This window comes from Tenacibaculum discolor (assembly GCF_003664185.1).
Lineage (GTDB): Bacteria > Bacteroidota > Bacteroidia > Flavobacteriales > Flavobacteriaceae > Polaribacter > Polaribacter discolor.
On sequence record NZ_RCCS01000006.1, the window covers coordinates 225,278 to 242,860 of the forward strand.

Sequence of the window (17,583 nt, forward strand, 5' to 3'; positions counted from 1 at the left end):
ACGTTATCTGTTTTCGGGTAAAACATCTTTAAATTTCAAGCGTTTTTCTCTTGCTTTGTCTATATCCTTTGGACTATAAACTTTTTTCAAAGATGCTGGGTGTTTTTCAATAAACTTTTGAGGTCTAATTGGTCTGGGAACAAAATTTCCAGAGCATGTAGGGCATACATTTTCAAAAACGTCCAAAGCACATTCTTTACAATAAGTGCATTCAAAACTACATATCATAGCTTCAGTAGAAGTATTTGGTAAATCTTTACCACAGTGTTCACAATTAGGTCTAATCTCTAACATTTTTAAGTCGTTTTATTTAGATTTTTCTTGTTTAGTCTATAAATAACGTTCTTTAATAATATCCATATGCCAAACGCTATGACCTAATAGGATAAAAGCACAAGCTCTTGCTGAGGCAGGAGAGTTGTTTGCTACTCCAATGCTGCATAGGTTCTCGTTCGAAATACTGTTTAATAAGTTAATTGAATACAAGCGGGTTGTTTTAAATTCTTCCAATAAAGCTTCTATTGTTTTATCATTAGCACCTGAAGGTTTTATATAAATATCTTGGTCAAAGCCTTCAATAGGAGTTATGTCTTTTCTGGCAATTCGCAATACGCGGTACATAAATATGCGTTCAGTGTCAATTATGTGTTGTAACACTTCTTTTATACTCCATTTTCCTGGTTGATAACGGTATTCAAGTTTATCTTTAGAAATTGAAGAGAAAAATTTTATAACATTTTCTTTATCATCTTCAAACCCCTTCTTTAAGCTTGTATTGTCTGGTATTTTAGATAAGTATCCCGTGTAAAATTCATTAAATTCAGTTGGTTGAAGTTCTTGTTTTTTCATTATTTATATTATTTACTTTTCAAATGTAGTATATTTATGGTCTATTGTTTTAATCCAGGTTTTAAATAATTAGTAGTCCAGATGTTTCCTTATAAAACTTCGTTAAAGCTTAATAAAAGTCTTAAAGAGCCTTTGTACTTGCAATTAGCAAATCAATTTATTTTATTAATCCGAGAGGGAAAGCTACCACCAGGAACAAAGTTAGTAGGTTCAAGAACTTTGGCTGATTTATTACTAGTACACAGAAAAACGGTTGTTGCTTGTTATGAAGAATTATTATTACAAGGGTGGGTAGAAAGTGTTCCTAAAAAAGGAACTTTTGTGAATAAGAACTTACCTCTTGTTCAAAAAGTAACATTAGTAAATACTATTAAAACATCTAAAAGTAAAAGTGCAGGGTATGGTTTCTATGAAAATAATCATTTATTAGAGAAGAAAACGGAGAAAAAAGAAGGAGTTATCTATATAAATGATGGCACTTCAGACACAAGACTTACTCCAACAGAAGAAATTGCTAGAATTTACAGAAAAATAGCTTCTAAAAAGAGTATTTATACTTTTTTAGATTACAACTCAACACATGGGAATATAAAATTAAGAGAAGTGTTAGCTACCTACTTAAACAGTTCTCGAGGCTTAAAAGTAACTAAAGAGAATATTTTAATTACTCGTGGTAGTCAAATGGGAATGTGGTTGTCTACACAATTACTCTTAAAGGAAAATGATGTTATAATTGTTGGAGAAACTAATTATTCTTCAGCAGATATAACTTTTCAATATCAAAAGGCACAAATAAAAAGAGTTTCTGTAGATGAAAACGGTATTGTAGTTGATCAAATAGAGAAAATATGTAAAAAACAACCTATAAAGGCTGTTTATGTTACTTCTCATCATCATCACCCTACAACTGTTACTTTATCTGCTCAAAGGAGGATTCATTTATTAAATCTAGCTCAAAAACACAATTTTGCTATTATTGAAGATGACTATGATTATGATTTTAATTATAACCATGCTCCAATTTTACCATTGGCAAGTCATGACACATCTGGAAATGTTATTTACATAGGTTCTGTTTGTAAAACTGTAGCTCCAGTTTTTAGAATTGGATACTTAGTAGCATCTGAAGACTTTGTGAATGAAGCAGCTAAATTAAGAGGATATATAGATAGGCAAGGGGATGCTTTACTAGAGTTAACTTTTGCTGAGTTTATTAAGTCTGGGGATTTAGATAGGCACATACGTAAATTAATGAAGATATATTTACAACGTCGTGATTTATTCTGTAATTTATTGAAAAAAGAATTTGGAGATTATTTTCAATTTAAGGTTCCTAAAGGAGGAATGGCTATTTGGGTTCAATTAAATAAACAATATTCTTGGAATGAAGTAGCAAAAGAAGCAAGAAAACATCAACTTGAAATAGGAGAGTGGCAGCGATATGATTTAGCAAATAAAAAGCATAATTCAATACGAATTGGTTTTGCTAGTTATAGTAATGAGGAAATAAAGATGCTTTTTGAAAGGTTGAAACTGACATTCGAGGGTATAAAAAAAAGTGCCTATTAAGCACTTTTAAAACATATCTTTTACTAAATCATTCATACTGTCGTATTCTTTAAATAAGAACCCGAAAAAATCTTTACTCTTCTTTTCTTCTGATTTCAACTCACCTTCAGAAAATCTATATTTACGAAACTCTTTTAGTGTTTGATTGAGGTGTTTTTTTAAAGGCTTATCTATAGATAAATGATTCGTATTTTTCACAGTTATATTTTTTATAATGCGTTATTTAACTCTACTTTATACTTGTTTAATAAAGCTTTGGTTATACCTAAGTTAGCTTCTTTAGAATCTACAGCTAAGTAAACAAAATAAGTGCCACTAGGAGCAATGTTAATAATGTGCACTTGGCTAGATAAAGTAATAGTTATATCTTGAATTTCTTCATTTAATGCTAACGCATCAATTGCTTTTAATTTAGCTTTTACTACTCCTAAATTGTAAGCAGAAGCTAAGTTAGGGTCAAAATCTGGGTTTACTGTAAAAGAATCGTAGGCCTCTCCAGAACCAACATCTGTTATTGATACAGCAATAAATCCAGGAACTTTACTTTTTAAGTTTTCGATAAAATCATTGATGATTTCTTTCATTGTAAAATGGTTGTTATATAATTAATAAAAAAAGACTCTGTATTTATTGAAGGGTAACTTTTTTAAGGGTTAATTTAATCATAGCCGCTTTTGAAACGTCATCAGCCAACAAACAAACAATATGATTCTTATCAAATTTATTAATAACTACTACTCCTTCATTTGAGGTTAAAACTAACTGATCAAGGCTTTCAGATTCTAAAGCATCTTGAAAAAATTCATGAGTCATTGTAACAATGACGTTTGCCATTGCTGCAATGTTATTTTCTTTGGTGATATTATGAGAATCAATTACTTCTCCTTCGGAATTAAAAATAAGTCCTTTATCTGCTTCAGACTCTTCTATTAATGCTCGTAAGCTTACTTCCCCCATTAAGTTTAAAAACTTTAAATAATATTATTTTGTTTTCTTTGTTTTTTTTCCTTCCTCTATATAAGACACTGTTTTTTAGAAAGGGTCACAAAAATACTACCTTATTTTTGTTTTTTTTTTTACAAGTGATGCTTTATGATTTTTTTAACAATTTTAGATGCGTAAAAAACAGCAAGTTAAAAAGTCAGAAGTTGAAAAATAAAGTTGTTTATTCCAGTGAAAATAGAAGATAGAAGTAGATAAAAAAGACTAGATTAATATCTAGTCTTTTTTTTGTTAATCATCTTGTGGTTTTTGTTTTTTGAATTTGACTAAATCGAGAACATTCTCAAATCTAGGTTCAAAAAAGAAATCATAAACAGCATTTTTTAAGTCATTAACATTGTTTATGTTAGAAGTTTCGTTATAATCGATAGCTGATTCATTTAGTAAAACTTTAGTTTTATATTCATTCTGAAAAAAACTTATATATTTTTGAAACTCACTATCGATACTCATTTTTTTGATATCAATAGCTTTATAAGACTTCATTTAACTCTGTTTTATATTTTTTTAGCATTGTTCTTGTGAGAGCTAAGTTAGCTCTATTAGAATCAACAGCTAGATAAATAAAGTACTCTCCGCTTGGGGATAAATCTACAACATGAATATGATTATCAAGTTTAAAATGAATGTCATTAATGTTTTCTTTTAGACCTAAGATGTCTATAGCTTTTCGCTTGGCATTTATAATTTCTACATTATAAGCACAAGCTAAAGCAGGATCAAAATTTGAGTCGGCAGAATCAGAAGCTAAAGATTCACCTGAAGCTATTTCAGCTACACTAATTGCAATATACCCAGGTATATTTTCTTTTACATTTTGAACTAAGTCGTTTAGGATTTTTTCCATAAATTCCGGGGGGTTTTTAGGTTAAGTAATAATTAAATGTTAATAGTATTAGTCTCTTTTTTAAACATTAAGTTTAAAAGACCGATGTTAGTGTTCTTGTCGGCTAAAAAGCAAAGTACGTACTCTTTATACTTAAAAAGCAGAAGTGCTTCTTTGTCAGATTTTAAAATCATTTCATTTAATTCTGTCTTAAAGAAAAGGTTAAAAAAACTACTGGACATATTAAAGATAACAGCATCGAATGCAGCAATTTTATCTTTTATTTCGACCAAGTCGTTATCGTGAGGGTAAAAGTCAATAATTTTACCTTCTTCGTCAATTAAATAAATTGCTCTTGTTTTAGTTTCTAATAGTAATTTTTGTAAATCCAATTTTAAATAACTTTTACAGCTAATATAAACTTTTTTATTATTGAAAAAAAACTTTGAATATTATTTTTATTAATAAAACGCAGGTTATTTGTTAAATAAATGAATTAATTTTTGTTTTATCGCTTATGTTTTAAGGATAATTAAATTAAAAACAAAAGTTTTCTAGTCTCAATTTAACTGAATATTTAGAGGATATACTAGTATTTTTTTTTGATAAAACAGGGTTTAAGTATAAAAATACGTTTCTTAACTTTTTAATAAAAAAGTTAATTTGATAAGGTAATATAGAGGGATTTAAAGAGTTGGAGTTACAAAGAAGCTTTAATCATTCGATCGTTACCAAATAAATCTTTTCGAAGTTCAATCTGTCTAAATCCTTTGTTTTTTAACATTTCAACAGTTTCTAAACCAAGGTACTGGTTAATCTCAAAAAAAAGCAGTCCGGTTTTAGTTAAGCTATTCTTAGCTAAATCGGCTATTTTTTTATAGAAAATTAATGGATTGTTATCTTCAACAAACAAAGCTAAATGTGGTTCGTTTTTTAATACGTTATTTTTTATTTCTACTTTTTCTAATTCACGTACATATGGTGGATTAGAAACAATAATATCAAACTCCCCACTTAATTCCTCAGTTTTTAAAATGTCTTGATGCATAAAGGATACTTCAACTTTATTTAAGACAGCATTTTGTTTGGCTGTTTTTAAAGCTTCTTCAGAAACATCAATAGTACTTACAGTTGTTTTAGGTAAATGCTTTTTCAAACTAATAGGAATACAGCCTGTTCCCGTTCCAATATCCAAAATAGATAAAGATTCTTGGTTTTTATCTACCTCATTAATAATCCACTCAACAAGCTCTTCTGTTTCAGGGCGTGGAATTAGCGTGTTTTGATTTACTTTAAAAGGAAGTCCGTAAAACTCTGTTTTGGTCAATATATATTGGATAGGTTCTTCTTCTTTTAATCGAACTAGAGCTTCATTTAATAATATTCTCTTATCAGAAGAAATTTCAAAATCAGGTCGTAACGTGAGATCTATACGTTTGAGCTCTAAATACTCTTCAATTAAAAAAAAGAAAAAAGTATCAATTTCTGTTTGAGGATAAACGGATTTTAATTGCTCAGAAAAATACGATTTGTATTGTTTTAGTTGCATTATGTTATTTCCTATTTATAATATTTTTTTACAAATCTTTTAACATCCATACATTACAAGAGTAATGTCCTGTGTTACCTAATGGCTCTTTTAAATCAATAAAACCATTTTTCCTATACAAGGTTGTAGCTGCTTTCATATATGGTAAGGTTTCTAAATAACACTGTTTAAAGCCTTGCTCTTTAGCTTTGTTTAAACAAAAGTTTATTAATTTACTACCAATACCTTTTCCTCTGGCCACAGGTAAAAAGTACATTTTTTGTAGCTCGCAAATATTTCCTTCAAAATTATCTAATTGAGCAAAACCAGCTCCTCCTACAACAACACGATTATGTTCTACAACAAAATATCCAGCCCTATCTTTTTGGTAAGTTTCATACATTTCATCCGTTGCTTTATCTTCATAAGCAGTGCCTACTTTGGGAGCACCAAGTTCAATTAATACTTCACGAATTACCTTAGCCATTTCGGCATTATCTTGCGGTTTTATTTCTCTAATGATAAAATCAGATGGAGTCATAAGAATATAGTACTTTTGCAAGAGCAAAGTACCAAAAAAACACGAGTTTTCATGAAGAAATTCATTTATTTTTTACCTTTTTTATTACTAATAATTAGTTGCTCGGTAAAACAAAAACCATTTTTTTTAAAAGTTGATGATATAAAACTTTTATCGGCTTCTACTGATACTATAAGAGTTGGTGCTAATGCTTATTTTGAAAACCCAAACGATATAGGTGGCAAAATAGCTACTGATGAAATAAAAGTATTAATCGATCAAGTAGAGGTAGCACAAGTTTCTTCTGAAGAATTTAAAGTTCCAGCTCGGAAAGAATTCTATATTCCGTTAAAGGTTGTAATTCCTTCAAAAAGAGTATTTGAAAATAATAAAAATGGGATTTTAGGAGGAATATTAAACTCGTTAATAAATCAGCGATTGAAAGTACATTTTAAAGGAGACTTAAAATATAAAGTTTTAGGATTTTCACATGTATATCCTATTGATAAAGTAGAAGATATTAAAATTAAATTTTAGCGCTGTGAATCACGAAAAGTATATACAACGTTGTTTAGAGTTAGCAAAAAAAGGAATAGGTACTACAAGACCTAATCCCTCTGTTGGAGCAGTAATTGTGTGTAAAAATAAAATAATTGGTGAAGGCTTTACATCACCTTATGGTGGGCCACATGCAGAAGTTAATGCTATTAACTCGGTTCAGAACCAAGATTTATTAAAAGAAGCAACTATATATGTTACGTTAGAACCATGTTCGCACCATGGAAAAACCCCACCCTGTGCCGATTTAATTATTAATAAAGAAATACCTAACATAGTAATAGGTTGTGTAGATACTAATAGTTTAGTCGCAGGAAAAGGTATAGAACGACTTAAAAAAGCTGGTAGAAATGTGACTGTTGGTGTTTGTAAAGAGGCTTGTAAAGAGCATCATAAGCGCTTTTTTACTGTTCAAAGCAAAAAGAGACCCTATGTTATTTTAAAGTGGGCTGAGACTAAAGATGGTTTTATAGCTCCGTTAACAAAAGAAGAACAAAAACCTGTATGGATTTCTAATCAATACTCTCAACAATTAGTACATAAATGGAGAAGTGAAGAACATACTATTCTGGTAGGAACAAATACTGTAATTGCTGATAATCCGTCATTAACTGTTAGAAGTTGGTCTGGAAATAATCCGATAAGGATTGTTATTGATAAAACTTTAAGAATTTCTACAGAAGCAACTGTTTTTGATGGAAATATTAAAACGATAATTATTACAGAAAAAAAAGAAGATAAAAGAGAAAAGAGGAAAGAAAAACAAAATGTTATTTATGAAACTATCGATTTTTCTTCTCAAATAGCAAAACAAATCTGTGAGGTATTACATAAACATCAAATACAATCCGTAATTATTGAAGGTGGAGCACAAACACTACAAACATTTATTAATGAAAATTTGTGGGATGAAGCCAAGGTTTTTATCGGAGATATAAACATAAAAGAAGGAGTAAAGCGTCCTGTTTTTAATGCTAAACTTTCTTCCGAAGAAAAAATAGATAACGATATTTTAAGAATATATAGAAATGATTAAAAACATCATTTTTGATTTTGGTGATGTATTCATCAATTTAGACAAAGAAGCAACATATAAAGAACTTGCAAAATTAGGGGTTAGAGAAATTTCAGAAGATATGATGCAGCAATATTATCAATATGAAATGGGATTGATTTCTACTGATGAGTTTGTGTCATTTTTTCATGATAAATTTAATATTTCAAAAGAAGATTTGGTTCGTTCTTGGAACGCCATTTTATTAGATTTCCCTAAACATCGATTGAGTTTTTTAAAAGAATTAGCGGCTAGTAATCAGTACAGGTTGTTTTTACTGAGTAACACCAACGACTTACATATTTCTTGGATTCAAAATGATTGGGGAGAAGAGTTGTATAATGAGTTTAAAGATTGTTTTGAACAGTTTTATTTATCGCATGAAGTCAATTTTAGAAAACCAAATACAAACATTTTTGAGTTTGTACTTCAAGAAAACGGGTTACAAGCTTCTGAAACCTTTTTTATAGATGATACCAAAGAGAATACTGATACAGCAGAACAATTAGGTATTCAGATATGGAATAATTGTCCCAAAACAGAAGATGTAGTTGATTTACTAAAACGAAAAGAGTTTACAGTGTGATATACTTAATTTTTAGCATTCTTATTTCTAGTTTACTGTTTGTTATTTTTAAACTTTTTGATGTTTGTAAGGTAAATACATTACAAGCAATTGTTTTAAACTATGCTGTAGCGTTATCTTTTGGTTTTGTTCATACCGAGGTTTCTATACCTGTCTCTGAAATACCAGGTAAACCTTGGTTTTTAGGAGCTTTTATTTTAGGTTTTTTATTTATAGCTGTATTTAATGTAATGGGAGTTACTGCTCAAAAAAATGGGCTCTCAGTAGCTTCAGTAGCAGGAAAAATGTCAGTAGTAATCCCTGTAGTAATTGGAATTTTTTTATATAATGAGAGTATAGGTTTAGTTAAAGTTGTAGGAATAATTTTAGCATTAATAGCAGTATATTTATCTTCAGCAAAAAGTGACACTTCTCCTGTTCAGTTTAAGAACTTGTTGTTCCCACTATTACTTTTTTTAGGTTCTGGAAGTATTGATACATTATTAAAATATACGGAAACCACTTATGTTCCTAAAGAAGCCGTACCAATGTTTTTATCAACTATTTTTGGATGTGCATTACTTTTTGGATTTTTCTTTTTAATGGCTCAATTAATAAGTAAAAAAGGGAGTTTTGAATGGAAAACAGTACTTGGTGGTATCGTTTTAGGAATTCCAAATTATTATTCCATGGAATTTCTGTTAAAAGCACTACAAACAAAAGGACTTGAAAGCTCTACAGTTTTTACCATAAATAATGTATCTATAGTGATTTTAACCACGGTATTTGCTCTTACATTTTTTAAAGAAAAATTGGTCAAAAAGAATTGGATTGGTATTGGGCTTGCCATAATTAGTATTTTATTAGTAGTTTCGGCGTAATGAATGAAGAAATAAAAGACACTTACAAAACGATTACAAAGCCTTCTGAAGAAACCTTATTCAAAGACCGAAACAGTAAGTTTTTCGGGTATGCTTTTCCTGTTTTTTCTGAAGAGGATATTAAAGAACGGTTAGAAGAACTTCGAAAACAACATCATACAGCGCGTCATCATTGTTATGCGTGGCAATTAGGAACTGAGAAAATCCGTTTTCGTGCCAATGATGATGGGGAACCCAGTAACTCAGCTGGTCAGCCAATTTACGGACAAATACAATCTTTTGATGTAACTAATATTTTAATTGTTTCTGTTCGTTATTTTGGAGGCACTAAACTTGGAGTAGGAGGATTGATTAACGCCTATCGAACTTCCGCACAATTAGCTTTAGAAGCTTCTGAAATTGTTGAGAAAACCATAGATATTCATTATAAATTAAAGTTTGGATACGATATGATGAATAAAGTGCAACGTATTATTAAAGAACGAAACTTAGATATTATCAATCAAAAATTAGAATTAGACTGCGAGTACACCATTTCCGTACGTAAAAAAGAAGCTGAAAGTATTTTTGAAACTTTTAATAATTTGTTTAAAGTGGAGATTAAGGAAATAGAATGATTTGTTTGAAAAATAGTTATTTTTACAGCTTCATTAAAAATTGTTTTATGTATAAGCTTTTTTTCTCACCTAATGTAATTTTCTTTAAGTTGCTAGTCATCTTCTCTATTTCTAGTTTTTCTCAAACTTTTAATAAATTAAACACAAAAGACTTTAGAGGAGGATATATTGGCTTAAGCTCTTTTGTAGATTATAATAACGATGGTTTTTTGGATGTTTTTGTAACTGGTGTAGATTTTAAGTTACAATTTAAAAATGCGGTATTTTATAAAAATAATGGCGATTCTAGCTTTAGTGAAAGTACTATAACAAATATTCCTAGAGTGATTTATGGAGATTGCTCTTGGGGAGATTATGATAACAACGGGACACTTGATTTACTATATTCAGGTACAACAGGAGGACCTCCAAAATATGGAATTTCAAAAATTTATAAAAATTTAAACAACGGGTGTGGTTTCAAAGAACTTTCTTTTAAATTACCAGGTATCACTGATGGAACATCCAGGTGGGTTGATATCGATAATGACGGATTACTAGATGTTTTCTTAGCGGGAATAGATGTAAACAATCAATTAATAGTAAAAGCTTACAAAAATTTAGGCGACGATAACTTTAGAGAAGAAGAAATATCAACTATTGATAAGCTCTATGGTATAAGGGGTAATTCAACTTCTAATGTTGCCAGATGGGTGGATTTTGACGGAGATGGTTTGAAAGACTTAGTGTTAGCTCTATCTACAAAGTCAAATTTTTCTGTAAACCTATACAAAAACCTAGGAAACTTTCAGTTTTCAAAACAAAATACCAGCTTACCTAATTTATCTTCATTAGCTATAGAGGTTGGAGATATGAATAATGACGGACTAAAAGATCTTGTTTTCACAGGAAGCCCTAATGTAGACAATGATACAGGAGATGGTACAGGCGACCTATATGTCTTTATTAATAAAGGTGAAATGAAATTCAACAATTTATTGACTGTAGAAGATGAAGGTGTTTTAGAAAATGATATTGAGTTAGGAGATATTAATAATGACGGCTTTTTAGATGTTATTAATTATGGAACAGGGCCATGGGGTACATCCTCAGAAATAACTAAAATATATCAAAACAATAAAGATGGAACTTTAACTGAAATGTTACATAATTTACCTAAATGTAGGTTTGGAGGAGTAGAATTAGGAGATTTTGATAATGATAATGATTTAGATATCTTATATTTTGGTAGAATAAATGACCCTTACGATAATGAAATTACATATATCTATGAAAATAAAATTATAGATAATATTTTGCCTACTGATATTGTAACAGAAACTTCCTGCTCTTGTAATAACGCACTTACCTTTTTACTCAATGCCGATTCAGACTCTGTTAAGTGGGATTTTGGAGATACAAAATCAGGAAAACTAAACACTTCTACAGAAAAGAAAGTCAACCATACTTTTTCTGAAGAAGGAAACTATATAGTTACAGTTACATATAAAAAGGGAAATGTTACAAAAACATTAACTAAAGAAGTTTACGTTGGGGAGCCTTTAAAAATTGCTACTCCTTCAAATTTAGAAATATGTGAAAATGATATTAACAAAATTTATGATTTTGAATTATTGAAAGATTCAGAAATTCTCAACAGTTTACCTTCCAATAGTTTTGAAGTATCCTATTATTCTAATTATAAAAACTCAGAAGAAGGGCGCTTTAAATTAAAAAAAACATATCAAATTAAAGATAAAGGAGAAAGGATATATGTGAGGATTCAAAATAAATTAAATCCTAATTGCTTTACCCTTACTAACTTTGAAGTAAATATAAACACTTTACCTGAAGCTAAATCTATTGATTATTTTGTTTGTGATGAAAATAATGATGGATTCTCCTTTTTTGATTTAAAGTCTAAAGAAAAAGAAATTACAACAAACAATGAAGGCTTAGTTATAGAGTATTATGATGCCATGGATAATATTATTCCTGTAAATTCTTTAAATAATTATAAAAATTCTATAATTAATAAAGAAGTAATTACAACTAAAGTAATAAAAACAGCAACTGATTGTTTTACTGAAATGAAAATTAATTTATTTGTAATTAAATCACCTCAAGCTAATTCTTTACAAGATATTTTTGCTTATGACGATGACAAAGATGGTATTTCAGAGTTTTTTGATACTTCAAATGTAGAATCAATAGTTTTAGGCAATCAAACAGGAGTGGAGGTTTCTTATTATGATGCTTTAGGAAATAAATTACCCTCACCATTACCTAACCCTTATACAAATAAAACCAGTGGTAGAGAATTAATAAAAGTAAGGGTTACAAATACTTTGTCTCAATGTTATTCTGAAACAAGCCTAAATTTAATAGTAAAGCTGTCTACAGACTCATTTGATTACCCTATTTTTTTTACCCCTAATAATGATGGATATAATGATTTTTGGCAAATAAAAGGTGTTGAGAATTTCCCAAACTCAAAAATTGAAATTTACGACAGATTTGGCAAACTTTTAAAAACATTAACAGCTAAAGATATTGGATGGGATGGATTTTACAATAATATAAAAATGCCTTCCAATAGTTATTGGTTTAAGGCTGTTTTGGATGAGAAAAATATTTTTTCAGGATATTTTGCATTAAAACGATAAAACATAAGTTAGAATTAGACTGCGAGTACACCATTTCCGTACGAAAAAAAGAAGCCGAAAGCATTTTTGAAGTTTTTGATAATCTGTTTAAAGTAGAGATTAAGGAAATAGAATAATCATTTTTTTAATAAAAAATATTTTACAGTTTGATTTTAAGTAAATTAAAATTACTTTTATCTCTGATTTAACTTAATTTTAAAAAATATGAAAATGAAAAATCTAACTTTCATTGTATGTCTATTTATTTCTTTTCAACTTTTTTCGCAAGCGCAAGCTGAAGTAACAAAAGAAAACATTTGTAGAGGTGCTGCTATTAGTGTAGTAGCGAATGTAAAACCTTTTATAGAAAATGGTTTTTCTAAATCAGAAATTTTGGAAATGGGCAAAGAACTCGTAAAAGAGGTAATTAAAGATGCACCTGCTAAAGCATACGATTTATTAAAAGCTAAAAAATCAAAAAATGAAGTAGTTGAGATACTTTACAACGATTTTATGAAATTGGACGAAAAAGTTGTGCTAAAGTTTTTATTAAAACCGCAACCAGATGATGATTATTAAATTAATCTACTTAATCAAAATAACTAACCTCCTAAAAACCAAAACATTTTAGGTTACTTCAAGAATTATTCGTAAATTTGCACGCCTTTTTACGAGTACAGATTTAAAAAGGGTAGAAAATAACATTTATTAAGTTTAATTTCTCTTGGCGTTAGTATCGTTAGAAATCTGGTTAACAAAAAGATACAAATATTTATTTCAGACATGTCTGAAGAAACAAAAAACACAGCAGAAGCTGTAAATCCAGCAGAATTTTTAGCAACTTTTAACTGGCATAAATACGAAGAAGGTATTGATGAAGTTGATGAGTCTAAATTAAAAGAATTTGAAAAAGCCTTAGAAGGTACTGTAGGGTTCGTAAACGAGCGCGATGTTATCGAAGGTGAAGTAGTACGTATTACTGATCGTGATGCTATTATCGACATTAACTCTAAGTCTGAAGGTGTAATTTCGTTAAACGAATTCCGTTACAACCCAAATTTAGCTGTTGGAGACAAAGTAGAAGTATTAGTTGACAAAAGAGAAGACTCTTCAGGTCAATTAGTATTATCTCACAAAAAAGCACGTGTAATCAAAGCTTGGGATCGTGTTAACAACGCACACGAAACTGGTGAAATCGTTAACGGTTTTGTTAAGTGTAGAACTCGTGGAGGTATGATCGTTGATGTATTTGGTATTGAAGCATTCTTACCAGGTTCTCAAATTGATGTGAAGCCTATCCGTGATTACGATCAATATGTAGAAAAAACTATGGAATTCAAAGTTGTGAAAATCAACCACGAATTTAAAAACGTAGTAGTATCTCATAAAGCGTTAATCGAAGCTGATTTAGAAGATCAAAAACGTGAAATTATCGGTCAATTAGAAAAAGGACAAGTATTAGAAGGTGTTGTTAAAAACATTACTTCTTATGGTGTATTTGTTGACTTAGGAGGTGTTGACGGATTAATTCACATTACTGATTTATCTTGGTCTCGTATCAACCACCCGAACGAAGTTGTTGAATTAGATCAAAAATTAAACGTTGTAATCTTAGACTTTGATGATAACAAGTCAAGAATTCAATTAGGGTTAAAACAATTATCTGCTCATCCATGGGAAGCTTTAAATGCTGATTTAAAAGTTGGTGATAAAGTAAAAGGTAAAGTAGTTGTTTTAGCTGATTATGGTGCATTTGTAGAGGTTGAAGAAGGAGTAGAAGGATTAATCCACGTATCTGAAATGTCATGGTCAACTCACTTACGTTCTGCACAAGATTTCGTAAAAGTTGGTGATGAAGTAGAAGCTCAAATCTTAACATTAGACCGCGAAGAGCGTAAAATGTCTTTAGGTATGAAGCAATTACACCCAGATCCATGGACAGATATCACTACTAAATACCCAGTAGGTTCTAAACACACTGGTACTGTACGTAACTACACTAACTTTGGTGTATTCGTAGAGTTAGAAGAAGGTATCGACGGATTAGTATATATCTCTGATTTATCTTGGACTAAGAAAATTAAACACCCATCAGATTTCGTAACTGTAGGTGATCAATTAGAAGTACAAGTATTAGAATTAGATGTAGAGAACCGTAAATTAAACTTAGGTCATAAGCAAACTCAAGATAACCCTTGGGATGCTCATGAAGCTACGTACAAAATCGGATCTATCCACGAAGGTACTATTAAAGAGAAAAATGATAAAGGTGCAACTGTAGTATTTGCTGATGGAGTTGAAGCTTTCGCTCCAACTCGTTTCTTAGAAAAAGAAGACGGAGGTAAATTAGCTAAAGGTGACGAAACTAAGTTCCAAGTAACTGAGTTTAGTAAAGAGTACCGAAGAATTGTTGTTTCTCACACTTCTATCTTTAGAGAAGAAGAACAAAAGAACATTAAAGCTGCTGCTGCTAAAGCTCAAGAAGTAGAAAAAACTACTTTAGGAGATATCGGTGGATTAGCTGAATTAAAGAAGAAAATGGAAGGAAAATAATCCTAACAACTTCTTAAAATTTATAAACCGTTAAGCTGTAAAGTTTAACGGTTTTTTTAGTTCCTTGTGTAACAAATGTTACAGTTAAAGCTTACCCTTTTTTAAAGGATACTTTCTTAAATAGCTTTATATTTGCTCATCAATAAAAAATGAATATGACACTTATTAAATCTATATCAGGTATAAGAGGTACCATAGGCGGAAATACAGGTGAAAATTTAACTCCAATTGACGCTGTAAAATTCGCAGCGGCTTACGGTACATTTATAAAAAACAAAAATTCAAAGAAAGAAAAGATAACAATTGTTGTAGGTAGAGATGCTCGTATTTCGGGTAAAATGATAAGTAACTTAGTAGCAAATACCCTTGTTGGTTTAGGAATTGATGTAATCGATTTAGGTTTATCAACTACACCAACTGTTGAAGTAGCTGTTCCATTAGAAAAAGCGGATGGAGGTATTATTTTAACAGCCTCTCATAATCCTAAGCAATGGAATGCACTTAAGCTTTTAAATGAAAAAGGAGAGTTTTTAAATGGTGAAGACGGAGCTGAAATTTTAAAGATTGCTGAAAATGATGCTACTATTGAGTTTGGTCAAGTTGACGATTTAGGCATATACAAGAAAAAGAAAGATTATATAAAGAAACATATTAAAGAAGTTTTAAAACTTCGTTTAGTAAATGTAGAAGCCATTAAAAAAGCTAACTTTAAAGTAGTAGTTGATGGTGTTAACTCTACAGGAGGAATTGCTATTCCTGCTTTACTAGAAGAGTTAGGTGTAAAATGTGTTGAATTATATTGTGAACCTAATGGACACTTCCCACACAACCCGGAACCTTTAAAAGAACACTTAACCGATATTTCTGAATTAGTAGTAAAAGAAAATGCGGATTTAGGTATCGTAGTTGATCCAGATGTAGATCGTTTAGCGCTAATATCTGAAGATGGTTCTATGTTTGGAGAAGAGTACACTTTAGTAGCTTGTGCAGATTATGTTTTAGGTCAATTAGGAGGTGGTAACACTGTTTCTAACCTATCATCTTCAAGAGCCTTACGTGATGTTACTGAAAAGCATGGAGGAACTTATACAGCAAGTGCAGTAGGAGAGGTGAACGTTGTTCAAATGATGAAAGATACCAACACGGTAATTGGAGGAGAAGGTAACGGAGGAATTATTTATCCAGAATCTCACTATGGACGTGATTCGTTAGTAGGAGTTGCTTTATTCTTATCACATTTAGCACATAAAAAAATGTCTTGTAAAGAATTAAGAGATTCATATCCTAGTTACTTTATGAGTAAAAATAAGATCCAATTAACACCACAAATTGATGTTGACAAGATTTTAGAAACCATGGCTAACAACTATAAAAATGAAGATGTAAATACAATTGATGGCGTAAAAATTGATTTTGCTGAAGAATGGATTCATTTACGTAAGTCTAATACTGAACCAATCATTAGAATCTACACAGAAAGCACAAGTCAAGAAAATGCAGATGCTTTGGCCAAAAGATTTATCACTGAAATACAACAAATAATACAATAGTTCTTTGAAATTAAAAATAGTAAGTTTATTAATGCTGATAGTTTCAGCATCAATAATAGCACAGGAGAAAAACGAAGAAATCGTTCAAAAGAAAAAAGTAACCAACAAAGGAAAATTCTTTGTTTATTGGGGATGGAACTGGGCTAGTTATTCTAATTCAGACATTCGTTTTAAAGGAGCAAATTATGATTTTACATTACAAAATGTAAAAGCTCAAGACCGACAAACAAAGTTTTCTTTTAATGACTACTTTAATCCAGGAAGAGTAACTATTCCACAAACAAATTATAGAATAGGATATTTCTTTAAAGAAAACTACACCGTTTCTATCGGGGTAGATCACATGAAATATGTAATGATAGCCGATCAAGATGTTAAAATTAACGGAAACATCAATATAGGAAATGCTAAATATGACGGAACATATAATAATGAAACAATCAATTTAGCTGCAGATTTTTTACGTTTTGAGCATACTGACGGTTTAAACTATGTAAATGTTGAAGTAAAACGTTTTGATGATGTGAGTCACTGGTTTGGTTTAAACTTAGAAAACTTACAAATCAATTTAACAGAAGGAGTAGGGTTAGGAATATTATATCCAAGAACTAACACAACTTTATTAGGAATGGAACGTCATGATGATTTCCATTTATCAGGGTATGGAGCTTCTGTTGGCGGAGGGTTAAATATTACGTTCTTAAAGCACTTTTTTGTACAAGCAGATTTAAAAGGAGGTTATATTTATATGCCAGATGTTAGAACAACTAAAAGTCCTGTAGATACAGCATCACAAAGTTTTTACTTTTTTGAAAATACCATTTTAATAGGAGGTAAATTTAGGCTTTAATAACAAAGTGTTATAAATACGTTAATATTATAACTAT

21 protein-coding genes are annotated in these 17,583 nt (G+C 30.1%); 11 read left to right on the forward strand and 10 right to left on the reverse strand.

Annotated elements, in window-relative coordinates; all coding sequences use genetic code 11:
* Nucleotides 1–3 precede the first annotated feature (3 nt).
* Together C8N27_RS07190 and C8N27_RS07195 are read right to left on the reverse strand one after the other, a co-directional pair.
* Nucleotides 4–294, reverse strand: a complete 291-nt coding sequence (locus C8N27_RS07190) for a DUF1272 domain-containing protein (protein ID WP_099214414.1) — start codon at nucleotides 292–294, stop codon at nucleotides 4–6.
* A gap of 36 nt (nucleotides 295–330) precedes the next feature.
* Complete coding sequence (locus C8N27_RS07195) at nucleotides 331–849, reverse strand: DinB family protein (protein ID WP_121146823.1); 519 nt, start codon at nucleotides 847–849, stop codon at nucleotides 331–333.
* A gap of 81 nt (nucleotides 850–930) precedes the next feature.
* Here C8N27_RS07195 and pdxR point away from each other — a divergent pair, with 81 nt between their 5' ends.
* Complete coding sequence (pdxR, locus tag C8N27_RS07200) at nucleotides 931–2,418, forward strand: MocR-like pyridoxine biosynthesis transcription factor PdxR (protein WP_121146824.1); 1,488 nt, start codon at nucleotides 931–933, stop codon at nucleotides 2,416–2,418.
* A gap of 6 nt (nucleotides 2,419–2,424) precedes the next feature.
* Here the strand turns inward: pdxR and C8N27_RS07205 are convergent, their stop codons facing one another.
* The 8 genes from C8N27_RS07205 to C8N27_RS07240 form a co-directional block, all read right to left on the reverse strand.
* Entirely contained in the window at nucleotides 2,425–2,616 is a 192-nt protein-coding gene (locus C8N27_RS07205) for a hypothetical protein (RefSeq protein WP_099214411.1), read from the reverse strand.
* 11 nt (nucleotides 2,617–2,627) lie between these two features.
* Nucleotides 2,628–3,002 (reverse strand): hypothetical protein, encoded by a 375-nt coding sequence (locus tag C8N27_RS07210; protein WP_099214410.1) that lies wholly within the window; start codon nucleotides 3,000–3,002, stop codon nucleotides 2,628–2,630.
* A gap of 43 nt (nucleotides 3,003–3,045) precedes the next feature.
* Complete coding sequence (locus C8N27_RS07215) at nucleotides 3,046–3,375, reverse strand: hypothetical protein (protein ID WP_099214409.1); 330 nt, start codon at nucleotides 3,373–3,375, stop codon at nucleotides 3,046–3,048.
* Nucleotides 3,376–3,651: 276 nt separating this feature from the next.
* Complete coding sequence (locus C8N27_RS07220; RefSeq protein ID WP_099214408.1) at nucleotides 3,652–3,906, reverse strand: hypothetical protein; 255 nt, start codon at nucleotides 3,904–3,906, stop codon at nucleotides 3,652–3,654.
* On the reverse strand, nucleotides 3,893–4,267 hold the full coding sequence (locus tag C8N27_RS07225) for a hypothetical protein (RefSeq protein WP_099214407.1): 375 nt from the start codon (nucleotides 4,265–4,267) through the stop codon (nucleotides 3,893–3,895). Before C8N27_RS07225 ends, C8N27_RS07220 begins: the two co-directional genes overlap by 14 nt.
* A gap of 32 nt (nucleotides 4,268–4,299) precedes the next feature.
* On the reverse strand, nucleotides 4,300–4,638 hold the full coding sequence (locus C8N27_RS07230; RefSeq protein ID WP_099214406.1) for a roadblock/LC7 domain-containing protein: 339 nt from the start codon (nucleotides 4,636–4,638) through the stop codon (nucleotides 4,300–4,302).
* Between the two features lie 308 nt (nucleotides 4,639–4,946).
* A complete protein-coding gene (prmC, locus tag C8N27_RS07235) occupies nucleotides 4,947–5,795 on the reverse strand; it encodes a peptide chain release factor N(5)-glutamine methyltransferase (RefSeq protein WP_121146825.1) in 849 nt (282 codons plus the stop codon).
* A 28-nt stretch (nucleotides 5,796–5,823) separates the two neighbouring features.
* On the reverse strand, nucleotides 5,824–6,315 hold the full coding sequence (locus C8N27_RS07240; RefSeq protein ID WP_121146826.1) for a GNAT family N-acetyltransferase: 492 nt from the start codon (nucleotides 6,313–6,315) through the stop codon (nucleotides 5,824–5,826).
* Between the two features lie 51 nt (nucleotides 6,316–6,366).
* Here C8N27_RS07240 and C8N27_RS07245 point away from each other — a divergent pair, with 51 nt between their 5' ends.
* The 10 genes from C8N27_RS07245 to C8N27_RS07290 all read left to right on the forward strand — a co-directional run bounded on the left by C8N27_RS07245 (nucleotide 6,367) and on the right by C8N27_RS07290 (nucleotide 17,546).
* Entirely contained in the window at nucleotides 6,367–6,831 is a 465-nt protein-coding gene (locus tag C8N27_RS07245; protein WP_121146827.1) for an LEA type 2 family protein, read from the forward strand.
* Between the two features lie 4 nt (nucleotides 6,832–6,835).
* Nucleotides 6,836–7,888, forward strand: coding sequence for a bifunctional diaminohydroxyphosphoribosylaminopyrimidine deaminase/5-amino-6-(5-phosphoribosylamino)uracil reductase RibD (gene ribD, locus C8N27_RS07250; RefSeq protein WP_121146828.1), 1,053 nt, complete (start codon nucleotides 6,836–6,838; stop codon nucleotides 7,886–7,888).
* Nucleotides 7,881–8,492, forward strand: a complete 612-nt coding sequence (locus C8N27_RS07255) for an HAD-IA family hydrolase (RefSeq protein WP_099214402.1) — start codon at nucleotides 7,881–7,883, stop codon at nucleotides 8,490–8,492. Before ribD ends, C8N27_RS07255 begins: the two co-directional genes overlap by 8 nt.
* Nucleotides 8,489–9,352, forward strand: coding sequence for an EamA family transporter (locus C8N27_RS07260; protein ID WP_121146829.1), 864 nt, complete (start codon nucleotides 8,489–8,491; stop codon nucleotides 9,350–9,352). The genes C8N27_RS07255 and C8N27_RS07260 overlap by 4 nt, the downstream gene beginning before the upstream one ends.
* A complete protein-coding gene (locus C8N27_RS07265; RefSeq protein ID WP_208639307.1) occupies nucleotides 9,352–9,969 on the forward strand; it encodes an IMPACT family protein in 618 nt (205 codons plus the stop codon). The genes C8N27_RS07260 and C8N27_RS07265 overlap by 1 nt, the downstream gene beginning before the upstream one ends.
* Before the next feature lie 47 nt (nucleotides 9,970–10,016).
* Nucleotides 10,017–12,614: an FIDD domain-containing protein gene (locus C8N27_RS07270; RefSeq protein WP_167444732.1), complete on the forward strand. Its 2,598-nt coding sequence runs from the start codon at nucleotides 10,017–10,019 to the stop codon at nucleotides 12,612–12,614.
* A gap of 210 nt (nucleotides 12,615–12,824) precedes the next feature.
* A complete protein-coding gene (locus C8N27_RS07275; RefSeq protein WP_147431706.1) occupies nucleotides 12,825–13,172 on the forward strand; it encodes a hypothetical protein in 348 nt (115 codons plus the stop codon).
* 204 nt (nucleotides 13,173–13,376) lie between these two features.
* A complete protein-coding gene (rpsA, locus tag C8N27_RS07280) occupies nucleotides 13,377–15,146 on the forward strand; it encodes a 30S ribosomal protein S1 (protein ID WP_099214398.1) in 1,770 nt (589 codons plus the stop codon).
* Nucleotides 15,147–15,301: 155 nt separating this feature from the next.
* A complete protein-coding gene (gene glmM / locus C8N27_RS07285) occupies nucleotides 15,302–16,696 on the forward strand; it encodes a phosphoglucosamine mutase (RefSeq protein WP_121146832.1) in 1,395 nt (464 codons plus the stop codon).
* 31 nt (nucleotides 16,697–16,727) lie between these two features.
* Nucleotides 16,728–17,546: a hypothetical protein gene (locus tag C8N27_RS07290; protein ID WP_121146833.1), complete on the forward strand. Its 819-nt coding sequence runs from the start codon at nucleotides 16,728–16,730 to the stop codon at nucleotides 17,544–17,546.
* The last annotated feature ends 37 nt before the right edge of the window (nucleotides 17,547–17,583 follow it).

Bases quoted from the DNA above. Each gene is read 5' to 3' on its own strand.
- C8N27_RS07190 (WP_099214414.1), bottom strand. From the start codon at position 294: ATGTTAGAGATTAGACCTAATTGTGAACACTGTGGTAAAGATTTACCA.
- C8N27_RS07195 (WP_121146823.1), bottom strand. From the start codon at position 849: ATGAAAAAACAAGAACTTCAACCAACTGAATTTAATGAATTTTACACG.
- pdxR (WP_121146824.1), top strand. From the start codon at position 931: ATGTTTCCTTATAAAACTTCGTTAAAGCTTAATAAAAGTCTTAAAGAG.
- C8N27_RS07210 (WP_099214410.1), bottom strand. From the start codon at position 3,002: ATGAAAGAAATCATCAATGATTTTATCGAAAACTTAAAAAGTAAAGTT.
- C8N27_RS07215 (WP_099214409.1), bottom strand. From the start codon at position 3,375: ATGGGGGAAGTAAGCTTACGAGCATTAATAGAAGAGTCTGAAGCAGAT.
- C8N27_RS07220 (WP_099214408.1), bottom strand. From the start codon at position 3,906: ATGAAGTCTTATAAAGCTATTGATATCAAAAAAATGAGTATCGATAGT.
- C8N27_RS07225 (WP_099214407.1), bottom strand. From the start codon at position 4,267: ATGGAAAAAATCCTAAACGACTTAGTTCAAAATGTAAAAGAAAATATA.
- prmC (WP_121146825.1), bottom strand. From the start codon at position 5,795: ATGCAACTAAAACAATACAAATCGTATTTTTCTGAGCAATTAAAATCC.
- C8N27_RS07240 (WP_121146826.1), bottom strand. From the start codon at position 6,315: ATGACTCCATCTGATTTTATCATTAGAGAAATAAAACCGCAAGATAAT.
- C8N27_RS07245 (WP_121146827.1), top strand. From the start codon at position 6,367: ATGAAGAAATTCATTTATTTTTTACCTTTTTTATTACTAATAATTAGT.
- C8N27_RS07255 (WP_099214402.1), top strand. From the start codon at position 7,881: ATGATTAAAAACATCATTTTTGATTTTGGTGATGTATTCATCAATTTA.
- C8N27_RS07265 (WP_208639307.1), top strand. From the start codon at position 9,352: ATGAATGAAGAAATAAAAGACACTTACAAAACGATTACAAAGCCTTCT.
- C8N27_RS07270 (WP_167444732.1), top strand. From the start codon at position 10,017: ATGTATAAGCTTTTTTTCTCACCTAATGTAATTTTCTTTAAGTTGCTA.
- C8N27_RS07275 (WP_147431706.1), top strand. From the start codon at position 12,825: ATGAAAAATCTAACTTTCATTGTATGTCTATTTATTTCTTTTCAACTT.
- rpsA (WP_099214398.1), top strand. From the start codon at position 13,377: ATGTCTGAAGAAACAAAAAACACAGCAGAAGCTGTAAATCCAGCAGAA.
- glmM (WP_121146832.1), top strand. From the start codon at position 15,302: ATGACACTTATTAAATCTATATCAGGTATAAGAGGTACCATAGGCGGA.
- C8N27_RS07290 (WP_121146833.1), top strand. From the start codon at position 16,728: ATGCTGATAGTTTCAGCATCAATAATAGCACAGGAGAAAAACGAAGAA.